Origin of the sequence: Faucicola osloensis, from assembly GCF_020041925.1 — a bacterium.
GTDB classification, from domain to species: domain Bacteria; phylum Pseudomonadota; class Gammaproteobacteria; order Pseudomonadales; family Moraxellaceae; genus Faucicola; species Faucicola osloensis_D.
Map to the genome: position 1 here is coordinate 391,123 of NZ_CP083409.1, position 14,249 is coordinate 405,371.

The 14,249-nt window shown below is 44.9% G+C and carries 9 protein-coding genes and 2 tRNA genes; 5 read left to right on the plus strand and 6 right to left on the minus strand.

The annotated features are described in order from the left end of the window. The first annotated feature begins 178 nt into the window (after nt 1-178). The 4 genes from LAJ61_RS01670 to LAJ61_RS01685 all read left to right on the plus strand — a co-directional run bounded on the left by LAJ61_RS01670 (nt 179) and on the right by LAJ61_RS01685 (nt 4,119). Entirely contained in the window at nt 179-1,489 is a 1,311-nt protein-coding gene (locus tag LAJ61_RS01670; protein WP_224054233.1) for an efflux RND transporter periplasmic adaptor subunit, read from the plus strand. Between the two features lie 78 nt (nt 1,490-1,567). Beyond that, the gene (locus LAJ61_RS01675) at nt 1,568-3,550 is read left to right on the plus strand and encodes a MacB family efflux pump subunit (protein WP_224054234.1); all 1,983 of its coding nucleotides are present in this window, start codon (nt 1,568-1,570) and stop codon (nt 3,548-3,550) included. A 273-nt stretch (nt 3,551-3,823) separates the two neighbouring features. Continuing rightward, nucleotides 3,824-3,899: transfer RNA gene (locus tag LAJ61_RS01680), tRNA-Lys, on the plus strand. Nucleotides 3,900-4,043: 144 nt separating this feature from the next. Then, nucleotides 4,044-4,119: transfer RNA gene (locus LAJ61_RS01685), tRNA-Lys, on the plus strand. A 244-nt stretch (nt 4,120-4,363) separates the two neighbouring features. Here LAJ61_RS01685 and LAJ61_RS01690 read toward each other — a convergent pair. From LAJ61_RS01690 to LAJ61_RS01710, 5 genes are all read right to left on the minus strand, one after another. Continuing rightward, nucleotides 4,364-4,642 carry a glycine zipper domain-containing protein gene (locus LAJ61_RS01690; RefSeq protein WP_128679898.1) on the minus strand — a complete coding sequence of 93 codons (279 nt, stop codon included), beginning with the start codon at nt 4,640-4,642 and terminating at the stop codon, nt 4,364-4,366. Nucleotides 4,643-4,845: 203 nt separating this feature from the next. Then, nucleotides 4,846-6,867 carry an NAD-dependent DNA ligase LigA gene (gene ligA / locus LAJ61_RS01695; RefSeq protein WP_224054776.1) on the minus strand — a complete coding sequence of 674 codons (2,022 nt, stop codon included), beginning with the start codon at nt 6,865-6,867 and terminating at the stop codon, nt 4,846-4,848. A 155-nt stretch (nt 6,868-7,022) separates the two neighbouring features. Continuing rightward, the gene (locus LAJ61_RS01700) at nt 7,023-7,970 is read right to left on the minus strand and encodes a cell division protein ZipA C-terminal FtsZ-binding domain-containing protein (RefSeq protein ID WP_224054235.1); all 948 of its coding nucleotides are present in this window, start codon (nt 7,968-7,970) and stop codon (nt 7,023-7,025) included. Between the two features lie 158 nt (nt 7,971-8,128). Further along, nucleotides 8,129-11,776 (minus strand): AAA family ATPase, encoded by a 3,648-nt coding sequence (locus LAJ61_RS01705; RefSeq protein ID WP_224054236.1) that lies wholly within the window; start codon nt 11,774-11,776, stop codon nt 8,129-8,131. 207 nt (nt 11,777-11,983) lie between these two features. Continuing rightward, on the minus strand, nt 11,984-12,160 hold the full coding sequence (locus tag LAJ61_RS01710; protein ID WP_158522014.1) for a hypothetical protein: 177 nt from the start codon (nt 12,158-12,160) through the stop codon (nt 11,984-11,986). 312 nt (nt 12,161-12,472) lie between these two features. Here LAJ61_RS01710 and hemF point away from each other — a divergent pair, with 312 nt between their 5' ends. Beyond that, nucleotides 12,473-13,468 (plus strand): oxygen-dependent coproporphyrinogen oxidase, encoded by a 996-nt coding sequence (gene hemF / locus LAJ61_RS01715; RefSeq protein ID WP_224054777.1) that lies wholly within the window; start codon nt 12,473-12,475, stop codon nt 13,466-13,468. 67 nt (nt 13,469-13,535) lie between these two features. Here the strand turns inward: hemF and gloA are convergent, their stop codons facing one another. Continuing rightward, nucleotides 13,536-14,030, minus strand: coding sequence for a lactoylglutathione lyase (gloA, locus tag LAJ61_RS01720; RefSeq protein WP_007115888.1), 495 nt, complete (start codon nt 14,028-14,030; stop codon nt 13,536-13,538). Nucleotides 14,031-14,249: the final 219 nt, after the last annotated feature.

Sequence of the window (14,249 nt, forward strand, 5' to 3'; positions counted from 1 at the left end):
TCTTACTCATAACATTTATTTTATAATCCAGCAAGATTATGTGGTTATAATTAAAAATCCTTTCGGCTTACCTGTTTTTATTGCAATTTATTCTCATTTAGCTTTTAATACTCCCTGTTAAAAAGCTGTATTTATTTAATTTTTTTCAATTGTTTATCCCTTGATAAGGTTTGGCACGATGACCGCTACCCAAAAAAAATGGCTCAAATGGGCAATCTTAAGTTTGATCGTTATTTCACTGGCAGCGTTAGCCTATTGGTACTTTAAACCCAAACCCCAAAAACCCAATTACATCACCGCTAGTGTCGAGCGTAGCGATATTGAAAACAGTGTGATGGCCACGGGCAAAATTGAAGGCATTAAACAAGTGGATGTGGGCGCTCAGGTGTCAGGGGAAGTGACAAAATTGTATGTTGAAGTGGGTGATACGGTCAAAAAAGGCGATGTTATTGCTCAAATTGACCCAGTTACCCTGCAAAATACCTTAACCACGCAGCAGGCTACCTTACAGCAAAGCAAAGCGAATTTGGAAAGTACCAAGTCCGCGTATCAGACCAAACAAGCCGCGCTTGCCACAGCGCGAGCCGACTTGAAAGGTAAAATAGCAACCTTGCAACAATCGCAAACAGAATACAATCGCCTAAAATCCTTGCTTGCCATGAATGCCATCTCCAAACAAGAGTTGGAACAAGCGGATACCGCTGTCAAAACAGCCCAAGCCAATGTAGACAGCGCCAGAGAAGCGATTGCGACTGCCCAAGCAAATATTGCCTCATCGCAAGCCGATATTGTGAGTGCACAACAAACCATAAAAAAATCGCAAACGGACGTCAATACCGCTGAAAAAAATCTTGGATATAGCCAAATTGTTGCCCCGATGTCAGGGACGGTGATCTCTATCACCACCAAACAAGGACAAACAGTAAACGCCAATCAATCAGCCCCCACTATTGTGACATTGGCAGATTTGAGCAGTGTGCGCGTGAAAGCCAAAATATCAGAAGCTGATGTTGTCAACCTTAAAGTAGGGTTGCCTGTTTATTTCAATATCATTGGACGCCCAGATAAGAAATACCAAGCCACACTGTCAACCATTGGACCTGCGCCCGATGGTACTACCGCCAGTGACTCATCTACGTCAACGGATTCGGCGATTTACTACATTGGTTATTTTACTGTCCCCAATCCCGATGGCGCGCTACGCATCAACATGACAGCGCAAGTCTATATTGTTGAAAACAAAGTCAATAATGTGCTTAGCGTACCGGCTGCAGCAATCAAAACTGATCCAAAAATGGGCAGTTATGTTGAAGTGGTACAAGCCGATGGTACTACCAAAAAACAAGCGGTCAAAACAGGTGTCACCAATCGTATTACCACCCAAATTCTTAGCGGCGTCAACCAAGGTGATAAGGTGGTTGTGGGTCAAGCAACGGTGAGTAAATCACGTTCATCGTCTAAAAATAACGGTGGTCCACCGATGATGTAGTCATCGGTAGATGATAACCCTAGATTGTAAACGTTGATTGTAACCTATGACGCATGCTAACTTTGAGATACACGGCTGATGATAACGCAAGACACCAAACAACCTGTTATGGAAGTGAAGGATTTAATCCGTGAATTCCCTGCAGGTGATGAAAAAATTCGGGTTTTACATGGGATTGACTTGACCATTTATGAAGGTGAAATGGTCGCAATTATCGGTCAATCAGGCTCGGGTAAATCCACCTTAATGAACATTTTAGGCTGCCTAGATCAGGCGACCGCAGGTAGTTACCACATCTATGGCAAAGCGGTGGACAAACTCACCGCAGACGAACTTGCCGAGCTTCGCCGTGAGCATTTTGGGTTTATTTTTCAGCGCTATCATTTACTTGGTGACCTCAATGCCCAAGACAATGTCGCCGTCCCTGCCGTGTATGCAGGGATGCCGGTGCGGCAACGTGAAGCGCGCGCCACCCAATTGTTAGACGACTTAGGGCTTGGGGCAAAAACCCAAAATCGCCCTAGCCAACTCTCGGGTGGTCAACAACAGCGTGTATCTATTGCTCGTGCGTTAATGAATGGTGGCGACATTATCCTGGCTGATGAACCGACTGGGGCATTAGATAGCCAATCGGGTAAAGACGTGATGGCAATTTTGAGAAATCTAAATAGCCAAGGTCATACCATCATTATGGTGACCCACGATCCTTCTATCGCTGCCCAAGCCGAACGTGTGATCGAAATCAAAGACGGACAGATTCTTAAAGATTATTATACCGATAATAGATTTGATAAAACCAAAGAGGTTCAACACCTAAATTTTGCCAAAAAATCTGGTGTGACCGCGTTTTTAGACCGATTAGCTGAAGCCTTTAAGATGTCGGTTTTGGCGATGAAAGCCCATAAAATGCGGACATTGTTAACCATGTTAGGTATTATCATTGGTATTGCCTCTGTGGTATCGGTAGTGGGTCTAGGGCAAGGTTCTCAACAAAAAATTCTCAATGATATCAGCTCCTTAGGCACCAATACTTTAACCATACGAGATGGCTATAAATTTGGTGACCCTCGCCGTAAATACCATGATGATAATCTAACAGATGCCGATGCGAATGCTGTCGCAGAACAGCCTTATGTGCAAAGCGTCAGTCCACAAGTCAGCAGCAATAGCGCCACCGCCCGTTACCGCGAGACAGAAGCTTCTGTGAATGTCAGTGGCGTGGGCAAAGATTATTTAACGGTGAAAGGAGAAAAACTCGCGCTTGGGCAAACCTTTAATGACAACAGTATCACCTCGATGACCCAAGATGTGATTATTGACAATAATGCAAAAACCGCCTTTTTTGCCAATGTCAGCGACCCCATTGGTGAAGTGATGTTGGTAGGTAGTGTGCCCGCTCGCGTCATCGGTGTGCTGCAGCCATCTGAGCAAGCTTTTGGTCCAAGTTCAGATACCCCTACCCTGTATATGCCTTATACCACTGTGATGCGTAGAATGGTTGGTACTAGTCATGTAGATAGTTTTATTGTGCTACTAAAAAACACTATCTCGTCTAGTGCCGCTGAGCAAGCCGTTTCTGATTTGATAGAGCAGCGACACGGTACCGATGATTTTCGTATTCAAAACTCTGATTCAATTCGTCAGACGATTGAATCTACCACAGGCACGATGACATTACTGGTTTCGTCGATAGCTATTATTTCTTTGATTGTGGGGGGTATTGGCGTCATGAATATCATGCTCGTCTCAGTCACCGAGCGCACCAGTGAAATTGGTGTGCGAATGGCAGTGGGCGCAAGGCAATCTGATATCATGCAGCAGTTTTTAATAGAAGCGATTTTGGTGTGTATCTTGGGCGGGATTTTAGGTATTAGCCTAGCGTTTGGTATCGGCGCTTTAATTAACAAATTTGCAGGGGGTAATTTCCAAGTGGTCTATTCAACCACTTCCATTGTAGCGGCGGTGGTGTGTTCCACTCTCATTGGTGTGGTTTTTGGGTTTATTCCCGCGCGCAATGCCGCCAGACTCAATCCTGTTGATGCCTTATCGGGTGGTGAATAATCAGGTGGTGAATAAAATTTTTATCACCTAGCCAATCAACACTTAGCCAGTCAAGATTTATTTAATTAAGGCTGGATAAGTTAAAGATTAAATGGGTGAAAACGTATCATAAGTCGATAAATTTATGCCTCTATTTCGATGCAAATCTTTGGTTAAAAAAATTGTGCAAAAAGGCTTGCAAACCAAGATTTAATGCGTATAATATGCACTCACTTAACGGCAATAGCCAAAATAAAAACGTGAAAAATCGTTTTTGATTGCCTCAAAAGTTTTGGATCGTTAGCTCAGTTGGTAGAGCAGTGGACTTTTAATCCATTGGTCCCGCGTTCGAGTCGCGGACGATCCACCATATTTTGAAAGTTTGACAATGTCATTTTATGAATTTGACTTGTGAAATCAAAATTGCTTTGCAATTTTTTAATGCTTTAGCAAATCATAGATTTGCTCTTGCGAAGCTAAAAACGTCTCCCAGACGTTTTCTTAACGCTTCTCAGGATCGTTAGCTCAGTTGGTAGAGCAGTGGACTTTTAATCCATTGGTCCCGCGTTCGAGTCGCGGACGATCCACCATATCCAAAGCCCTTATCGAATTGATAAGGGCTTTTTTTATACCCTTGATTTTTAGCGCTATGATTTAGGCTAGCAGTTTAGGTTATACAAATAAAAATTACCTGCGCTACTTCAACGCATCTTTAATTGTATCAAATAGCTGGCTTAACGTTGAGTAAAGAAAAAAGCCAAACCGTGAAAGGTTTGGCTTTTGACAGCATCCGACATCGATCCTGTCGAGATAGGCTATAACTTTTAGTATAGCTTATTTTTGGTATGGGTAGTTAGGTGATGTACTTAATACATAGCCTGTTGCACCACCTGCGGCTGCACCGATTGCCGCGGCTTTACCGATGTCGCTACGGTCGCCATCTGATTTTGCCAGTGCACCTAATGCTGCACCCGCTACCGCGCCTTGCATCGCCGCGCGAGAAGAGCCTTGGGTAGTGACGCGGTTGCCATAGGCATCAGTGGTAGCACAAGCTGTCAATGCCGTTGAACCAACAAGTGTTGCAAGTACCGCAAGTGTTTTAAGTGATTTCATACTTTTCTCCAGTAGGGTTTCCATTTGCTAAAATGTCAGGTCTTTTTAGCAACTTACTGAAGTTATATTAGCGTAAATTTTTCACCCTATTGTTATGAATAAAGACTGATTTATACGTGTTTTGTAAGTAACCTTGCTATAGTTTGGGCAAAAAATAGCTTACTCAAGGTGGCGTTAACTTTTTCTACAATACCGAGTATATATTAGGCATGATAACTGTTTAATAAATCGTTAAATTGCGCTTCAGTGACCACTTTTACCCCCAGTTTTTCGGCATTGGCAAGTTTACTACCCGCTTTTTCGCCTGCGAGCAGTGCGGTGGTCTTGGCAGAAACGCTGCCTGAGACTTTTGCCCCTAATGCTTGCAGCTTAGCTTTGGCTTCGTCACGTCCCATGCCTTCAAGGGTGCCTGTAATGACCCAACTTTGACCTTTAAGCGGCTGATTTCCTTCAGGTACTTGGCTGACAGGCTGCCAATGAATACCCGCTTGTAATAGTCGATTGATGACTTCGATATTGTGCTCGGCACGAAAAAACTCAAAAATCGAGTCTGCGGTTTTTTCACCGACATCGGGGGTTTTTTGTAACGCTTCGATACTCGCTGCCATGAGCGGCTGCAAGTCGCCAAATTGCATGGCTAAATTCATCGCCGTGCTCTCACCCACGCCACCAATACCCAAGGCAAAGATAAACCGCGGTAGGGTCGTATCTTTACTTTTTTCAATGGCAGCCAGCATATTTTCGACAGATTTTTCCCCCAATTTTTCAAGGTTGATGAGCGCATCGCGGTGATTGTTAAGCGCATAAATATCTGCGACATTTTTAACAATACCTTGCTCAAAAAAATTAATCAACCAGCGTTCACCGAGCCCATCGATATCCATCGCTTTACGACTGACAAAGTGAATCAGTGCTTCTTGTTGCTGGGCTGGACAAAATAACCCCCCAGTGCATCGTGCCAGCGCTTCACCTTCTGGCATGATAACCGGTGAACCACACACCGGGCAATGCGTCGGCAGGCTCACCACTTGGGCATTGGCGGGGCGCTCGTCCGTCCAAACGCGCGTAACTTTGGGAATGACATCACCAGCACGGTGTACGCTGACCATGTCCCCTGCTCGGATATCTAAACGCTGAATTTCACCGATATTATGCAGGGTCACATTGCTGACAGTGACGCCACCGACATTGACAGGTTCAAGCTTGCCCACGGGCGTCAACTGACCTGTGCGCCCCACTTGCCATTCAATCGCATTTAGGCGCGTCATGACGGTTTCGGCAGGGAATTTATAGGCAGTTGCCCAGCGTGGCTCACGGCTTAAAAAGCCCAGTTGCTCTTGCAAGGCTAAACTATTGACCTTAATCACCGTGCCATCAATTTCAAAGGGTAAGCAACTGCGTTTTTCAATCACCGATTGATAATATGCTTGTAGCTGCGCGGCTGTTTGCACGATTTTGATATCGCTAATGCTAAAGCCCAACGCTTTGAGCCAAAATAGCGCATCGGATTGGGTGGTAATCTCAGCGGGCAAGCCTTGATTGACAGAATAGGCATAAAACGCCAGCGGACGACTTTTGGCGATATTGGGGTCAAGCTGGCGCAAACTCCCTGCGGCGGCATTACGCGGGTTGGCAAAGGTTTTCTCGCCTTTTGCTTGGGCATCCCGGTTGAGCCTTGCAAACCCTGCTTTGGGCATGAGCACTTCGCCGCGCACTTCTAAGCGCGGTATATCAATCGCCAACTGTAGCGGCAGATTTCGAATAGTACGCACGTTTTGGGTAATATCTTCGCCTGTTTGACCATCACCGCGCGTGACCGCTTGGGTAAATTGTCCGTTTTGGTACAACAGTGAAACCGCAAGCCCGTCAAGTTTGAGCTCGACTTCATATTCAGGGTTTTGCTGATGGTCTGCCAAACGGTCATTGACCCGCCGCATAAAGTTCTGTAAATCGTCAAAGGTAAATAAATTACCCAGTGACAGCATGGGTATTTGGTGGGTGACTTGGGTAAAAAACGGCAACGGCTTGTCACCTACTTGGTTGGTAGGGCTATCGCTTTGTACCAATTCAGGATGCGCGGTTTCTAGTGCTACCAGTTCTTGGCGAAGTTGGTCATATTCGCTATCTTCTAACAGCGGATTATCTAAGACGTAGTAAGCATGGTTATGTTGTTTTAGCTGTGCAATGAGTTTGCGCATTTGCGCAGTAATAGCGGCTGTGTTCATAATCATAATGATTTAAAAAAGATAACGGATATTTTACAACAAAGTGATGGCTTACTTGGTCAATTTTTTCAGTCATCGGGTCAGTCAAAACAATAAAACTTTTAACCATAAAAAAAGGCACTCACGAGGAGTACCTTGTTTCATTTTAATAAAATCTATCGACCAAAATTAATGGCAAGCTCGCGCATGGCTTGGGTGTTTTCTTTGTTAATCGGCTCGCCTGTGTCGTCATATACTGTGGCATTTAGGTCATTGGCAAGCAATCCTGCGATACTCATCATGCTATCAAAGCCTTGAACAGGGCGTGGGTGTGGTAGTGATAAAAATAATACCAAGCCTTTCATGGTTTGCATCGGTAGTCGATTGAGATCGAAAGGTGAAATACCTTCATTATCAATCATCATCAGACTAAACCACAATAAGCCTGTCCCGTCTTTGTTCTCGTAGCGGTGGAACATATTCATCGCACCAAACTTCAAGCCATACTTGTCAATCAGCTCTAACAGATAATCGCCTTTAATGTCGACAAACTGCTGATTAGGAAAAATACTGATGTTGATATTTTGAATCGCGTTGTTGAGTGGGCTGTTTTGTTCTTCGTCAATTTGCGCTTGGATATGGGTGTCCAAAATTGGGCTGTTATCGGTAAAGCTGTCATTTTTTAGCTGATTTTCATCGAAAGTATGCACAACAGGGCTGATAGTTTCTGTGGCATTGGCAAGCATGCTAAAAGCGTCGTTTTCGTTTTCCACAAATGTATTGGTTTCTGCTAATAATTTGTCATTGGCAGATTTAGTGACATTGGCATTGGCAAAACCGCCACTGGCTGGATAGTTGTCTAGGTGCAGTTCGGTATCGTCCGCGCTTAGCTTTACTTCGCCTTTAGGATTGTCGGGTGTAATTTCCGCTTTAAACAACTGGCTTTCTTGGGGCTCAGGGCGCTGATGGCGTGGAATAATAGGTAGACCATCTTTATCATGTTCAATCGCGTCAGTCGCTAATACATCTTGGTTTTTTTGACGAATGGATTTTAGTAGCGTGTAAATACCCCAAACGATAGCAACAACCGCAAGAATGATAAGAATAAGCTGAGTGATAGACATAAACAACGACCTTTGAGAAAGACGATAACGACCCTGTTTGTAGTGTAAAAATTTTTACATCGGTATTTTTGCCGTTATACTATCATGACTTCATAAAATCAGCTAGAAAAAACCGTGACAAGGCTTGACTTTTTGCGTATTTGACAGGTGAAAATCACCTATGCCAAATAAGCTTCCACCGCCGCCATATCCACACTGACCAGCTTGGACACCCCCGCCGTTGGCATGGTCACACCTTTGAGCTCATCGGCAATTTGCATGGCAAGTTTGTTATGACTGATAAAAACAAACTGCACGTCTTGGGCAAGCTGCTCAATTAAGCGGGTAAAGCGCGCGACATTGGCATCATCAAGCGGCGCATCGACTTCATCGAGCACACAAAATGGCGCGGGCTGCTGTTTAAAAATAGCAAAGATTAAACTTAACGCCGTTAAGGTCTTCTCACCGCCCGATAACAGGGCTAGCCGGCTGTTCTTTTTGCCTTTCGGCTGTGCCATAAGCTCTAGCCCTGACTGCCAGCCTTTGCCGCTGCTATCTTTGACATTGGTATGGTCTGATAATACCAGCTGCGCTTGCCCGCCGCCAAATACTTGGGTGAATAGCTTGTTAAGCTCGATATTAACTTGGGTCAACATATCCATAAAAAGCTGTTTGGTCTGACTGTCAATCTGCTGGATAGCAAGTTGTAATTTTTCAATGCTTGAGGTCAAATCCGTGATTTGCTCAGCAAGGGGCGCCAAGCGGCTGTTCACTTCACTGAGCTCGGCTACCGCGGCATGATTGACTGCCCCAAGATTAAGCACTTGTGATGCTAACTCATCGAGTTGTCGTTGTAGTTGCTCGCGTTTGCTGCTACCCAGTAAATCAATGTTGTCAGTTTTTGGCACGGCAATTTTGCGACTAGTCAATTGCTCACCAATCAATGCCACGTTTTGTTTTGCTAGTGCCAATGCCGTGTCGGTGGTGTGATATTGCTGTTGTAGTTGGCTTAACTGCTGCTGAGACTCTTGCACACTCAGATGCATTTGATGCACCTCGGTTTCCATGGTTTTCAAGGTGATTGTCAATTGCGTAACGCTGTCATTAGCGGTTTGCAGTTGCGTCGAGTCCATCGTGAGTTGTTGTTGTAGCTGTGGCAAGCGTGCCTGCTGCTCGCTAATTTTATGACTCAGCAGCTGCTGCTCACTGGTGAATCTTGCTTGGTCTTGGCAAGCTTTGGCAAGTTGCTGCTCACTTGCGGTGATTTGCAATTGTCCGGTTGCCAGTGTTTGGGTGATGCGATTTTGTTGTTGTTCTAGCTCGCGCTGTTGACTGGCAAACTGGTTTAAGCGTTCATCGAGTGACTGGCGTTCGCTGATTTGCTGCTGTAATTGCGGTTGTAAATGCGAAAGCGTATTGCTTAGCTCATAACTCCGCTGTTGCTCTTGCTGCAATTTGTCCGCAAAACCTAGCCTCTCTTCCTGTAGCCGTTTGCTGTCGATATCGAGGCGTTTTTTATCTTGCGTAAGTTTATCGAGTGCAGATTGATAGCGATACTGTTGTTGTAGTTTTTGTTGCTGGAATTGCTGTTGTTGCTGAGTTAGGCTTAGCAGTTGATTACGCGCGGTTCGGTCTTGTGCTTGCCATTCTTGCAGACTAACTCTCGCTTGTTGCAAGCGATCGGCTAGACGCTGCAGTTGCGGTTGTTGCTGCGCTAAGTGTTCATCGAGCTCTTCAATACGGGCTTCATTCATCAACTGCTGGCTAAAACTGATAACCTGCTGACCCTCAGCTTGCAACAAATGGCTTAGGTTAATCAGCAGCTGCTGATTACAGAGTATCAGTTGTTGCGCTGATGTCTGCACCAGCAACCAATCGCCCGTTGGTAAGTTATCGAGCAGCCCTTTATCCTGCACATCTGCCCAGTCAAGTGGCGTCGCACTGATCCAAACCTGCTGAAAAATAGCCAGATTGGGCGCCGCAATCAAAGCAGACAGTGGCAAACAACCTTCTATTAGATGGCTGTTCGCTGTGTGATTATTCAATGGGCTAGGTAAAGTGGATTGATTATCAATAAACAGCGCATGGTCATGGATGATTTGGGCAAAATCTTGGTCAGCAGCAATCGACCATTTGGCAAATACCGTAACTAGGGTATCAAAAACATTGGCATACCGCTTACCTGTTTCGGTCAATTGCAGTTGACTGATAAGTTTTGGCAAACTGCTATTATTTTCTTGATTGGGTGACTGACGGATAACTTGGTCAAGGGCAGACTGCCGCTGTGCTAGAAAATTTTGGAGTGTCGCTTGCTCGGTTTGCCACGCTTGGTACTGCTGCTCAGCTTGGCGATGCTGACGGGTTAAGCTGTCAACTTCATCGGCTTGGTCAGCGATAGACTCTTGACGGGCAATGATATTGGCTTCAAGACGTTCAATCTCATCACTGAGTCTCGTCATTTGCGTGTCTAGTTCGTTATTCTCAAACGCTGCAAATTGCTGATCAAATGTGGCGTTAGCAGTCTGCCATGCCAATACGGCTTTGTCATGTTCACTTTGGCGTTGTTGTTGGCGCTGTTGTTGGCTGGCATGGTGTTTGAGTGCATTTTCACTGACGGCAAGATTTTTTTCTACGTCTTGCTTTTGCTTATTTAACGCCACTAAATTTTTCGCAATTTGCTCACGCTGCTGTTTGCAATCATCTTGTTCATCACGCAATTGGCGCAACTGTGCGGTGAGCTGTTCAAGCTGGTCGGGTAAGCCTTCAATACGCATTTGTGCTTGCTGTTTTTGTGCTTGCAACGCTTGTTGATACGCTGCAAAACGCCCCAGCTCAACATTGAGCACATTCAGGCGTTGTTGGTCATTGGCTAGGGCTTGTTCAGCTTGTTTCAGTAGACTTTGGGTTTCATGCTGCTGCTGCCAATAATCCTTAGCAAGATTTTGCTTGGTTTGTAGAGTCTGCTGTTGCTCAGTAAGAGCCTGCTGGGCAAGTTGCTGCTGCTCGATTAATCCTTCAATAAATACTTGCTGAGCATCCACCCGCTCACGCATCGCTTGAAAATCTGCCGCGAGGGTTTGCTGTTTTTGCCACGCCTGCCCATAGTCATCGATAAGTAGCTGTTCACTGATCGCTTGCTGCGCTTGTTGCCATTGCTGGGCTTGTTGTGCCGTTTTGGCTTGTTTTTCTAGGCGTTTTTGTTGGCTGGTCAGCTCGCTGACCATATCATGCAGCCGCGCTAAATTATCGCTTGCGGTATCGAGCTGTTTTTGGGTATCATCACGCCGGCTTTGGTAGCGCGACACGCCCGACGCCTCTTCGATAAACTCTCGTAGCTGCAACGCATTGGCATCAATGATGCGCCCTATCATACCTTGCTCAATCACCGCATACGAGCGCGCGCCAAGACCTGTGCCCAAAAAAATATCGACCACATCACGGCGACGTACTTTGGTGCCATTGATAAAGTAATCGGATTTACCTTCTTTATTGATTTGCCGACGTACCGATAATTCTTGATAGAGATTGAGCGCGTGGTGGATGCCGCTGCTACCATCTTCGCCGCGGGTATGTTCAAACACCAATTCTACGCTTGCCAAGCTTTTGGCGGACTTGTCTTGTGTGCCTGCAAAGATAACATCACTCATCGCGCCGCCGCGAAGCTGCTTGGCGGAGGATTCACCGAGCACCCAGCGAATGGCATCAATCACATTGGATTTGCCGCAGCCGTTGGGTCCGACAATCGCGGTGATGGTTTTGGGGAAATGAAACGTTGTAGGGTTGGCAAAGGATTTAAAGCCTGCCAGTTTGAGCTGTTTTAACCGCATGTTGCTAGAGTGTAGGTATCAAAAAAAGGCGCTTATTTTAGCAAAATTTTAGCGATTATTCATTAAATCTATGCTGACTTGATCTATACTGACTTGGTACACACAAATCAGGCTAAACCTGCTAAAGCCTTAAGTTGATAAATCTGCCATAGCATAAAAAACCGCTAAGTGGATTAGCGGTTTTATCAATTAGGCTATTGGTTAATATTATTTTGCCGGTGACGCAGTAGCAGTCGCTGTATTTGCCGTTGCAGTTGCTGTATTGGCAGGTACAGAAGCGGTTGTGGTGGTCGTTGTCGTGGTGGTTTCAGTCTTGGCTTCTTCTTTTTTACCACAGCCCACAAGGCTGATGACCGTCACTAATGCGATTAATAATTTATTCATAGTTTTCTCCAAAAACGGTTAATGTAATCATCCATCTGATAACCCTATCATTAAATAAATTTATTACACCTTTAACAAATATTTATCAATGAAGTTATCTAGACGTCATAGCATTTTATGAGTTTTCTGACCGTTTGGATAGCGGCTGTGACGATTTTTTTAAGGGTTTTATGTAAATATTTATGCGTATCATCAGTCAATACGCCCAATACACTAAATTTTACCCACGCGATTATGTGTTACAATAATCATTAAAAATTAACCACTAAAATTTAATCGCTAAAAATTTTTAAAAGAACTATTGCTATGTCTATGCTGCTCTCCTCACCCAATATTCAAGCCGTTCGCGCTTATTTACTTGATTTACAAGACCGTATTTGCCAAGCGCTAGAACACCAAGAAGCCACTGGCGGGTTTAATCTATATGCTGAAGGTGCTAGCAATGCCAAATTTGTCGCTGATGTTTGGGAGAGACCCACTGAGCAAGGCACCCATCAAAATTTGGGCGGTGGTCGATCCAATGTACTTCAAGGCGGCAAAGTGATCGAAAAAGGCGGGGTGATGTTTAGCCACATTGTTATCAACCATCTGCCAGCCACTGCCACCGCTCGCCACCCTGAACTTGCCGGTCGCCAAGCACAAGCACTCGGTGTCTCGCTGGTGATTCATCCGACCAATCCCAACGTGCCAACCAGTCATGCCAACGTGCGCATGTTTATCGCAGAAAAAGAAGGCTACGAGCCGATTTGGTGGTTTGGTGGGGGCTTTGATTTGACGCCGTTTTATCCTGTGATGGAAGACTGCGTGCATTGGCACCAAGTGTGTCATGATTTGTGCGCGCCGTTTGGGGCAGACGTTTATCCCAAGTTTAAGACGTGGTGCGATGAGTATTTTTATTTAAAGCATCGTAACGAACAACGCGGCATCGGCGGCTTGTTTTATGATGATTTGAACACGCTTAGCATGGGTTGGGATTTTGATAAGTGCTTTGCGTTTATGCAGGCGGTAGGCGACGGCTATCTTGAAGGTATTATCCCGATTTTTGAGAAACGCAAACACACGCGCTATAGCGAGCCGCAGCGTAATTTTCAGTTGTACCGTCGCGGTCGCTATGTCGAATACAATCTGGTGTATGACCGCGGCACCTTGTTTGGCTTGCAATCAAACGGGCGCATTGAGTCAATTTTGGTCAGTCTGCCACCGCTCACCGGCTGGGAATATCGTTATGAGCCTCTCGCAGGAACGCCTGAATTTGAACTCACGGATTTTTATCTAAAACCCAGAGATTGGCTGAACCTCAAGGCTTAATAAGACAAAATCTTAATAAAACACAATAAAAAAGGGCAATCACAGTTGCCCTTTTTTTAATGGGCGATTAACCCATTAAGTTTGGTTGTACGATTTCTATCCAGTAGCCATCAGGATCCAAGATGAAGGCAATATCTTTCATCGCACCTTCTTCAGGGCGTTTTTTGAAGGTGACTTGATGTTGCTCAAACCAAGCAACCGCTTCTTGCAGATTTGGCACAGCAAAACAAATATGCCCAAATCCTTGTGGTTCGCTGTTGCCACTGTGATAGTGAAACTCTGCATCAGACTCAGTGCCATAATTATGGGTCAATTCTAGCACCCCTGGCTGACTAAAGGTAAATGCGGCTAAAGCGGCGGTATCGGTCGGCAAATTTGCCACCTGTTCATCGGTGAGCTTTGCCAAAAAATATAAATCAAATTCTGCTTGTGGATAGCGTTTGGTTTGTAGTAGCGTCATGCCTAACACATCTTGATAGAAAGCCAAAGACACTTGCGGGTCTTTTACCCTAAGCATGGTGTGATTAAAGATAAACCCATTGGTAGCGGACAAGTTTGACATAGTGATCCTTATTGTAATATGCCTCTAAAAGAAAAAATGTTAAAAGAAAGACGTTAACTAAAATTCATTAATAGCGACAGTTTGCCAAAAATTCAATACTTTTTAATTTTAATTAACTTTTGGGTAAAAATATAGCCCTCATTTCTCATAACATAATGGCTCATAACATCATGGCTCATAACATTACGCTTAGGTAAGTTGCTCAATTCGCTATTTACT

What these genes read in the sequence shown, in the direction of transcription:
- LAJ61_RS01675 (WP_224054234.1), top strand. Translation starts at nt 1,568, where the DNA reads ATGATAACGCAAGACACCAAACAACCTGTTATGGAAGTGAAGGATTTA.
- gloA (WP_007115888.1), bottom strand. Translation starts at nt 14,030, where the DNA reads ATGTCAAACTTGTCCGCTACCAATGGGTTTATCTTTAATCACACCATG.
- LAJ61_RS01700 (WP_224054235.1), bottom strand. Translation starts at nt 7,970, where the DNA reads ATGTCTATCACTCAGCTTATTCTTATCATTCTTGCGGTTGTTGCTATC.
- ligA (WP_224054776.1), bottom strand. Translation starts at nt 6,867, where the DNA reads ATGAACACAGCCGCTATTACTGCGCAAATGCGCAAACTCATTGCACAG.
- LAJ61_RS01710 (WP_158522014.1), bottom strand. Translation starts at nt 12,160, where the DNA reads ATGAATAAATTATTAATCGCATTAGTGACGGTCATCAGCCTTGTGGGC.
- hemF (WP_224054777.1), top strand. Translation starts at nt 12,473, where the DNA reads ATGCTGCTCTCCTCACCCAATATTCAAGCCGTTCGCGCTTATTTACTT.
- LAJ61_RS01670 (WP_224054233.1), top strand. Translation starts at nt 179, where the DNA reads ATGACCGCTACCCAAAAAAAATGGCTCAAATGGGCAATCTTAAGTTTG.
- LAJ61_RS01705 (WP_224054236.1), bottom strand. Translation starts at nt 11,776, where the DNA reads ATGCGGTTAAAACAGCTCAAACTGGCAGGCTTTAAATCCTTTGCCAAC.
- LAJ61_RS01690 (WP_128679898.1), bottom strand. Translation starts at nt 4,642, where the DNA reads ATGAAATCACTTAAAACACTTGCGGTACTTGCAACACTTGTTGGTTCA.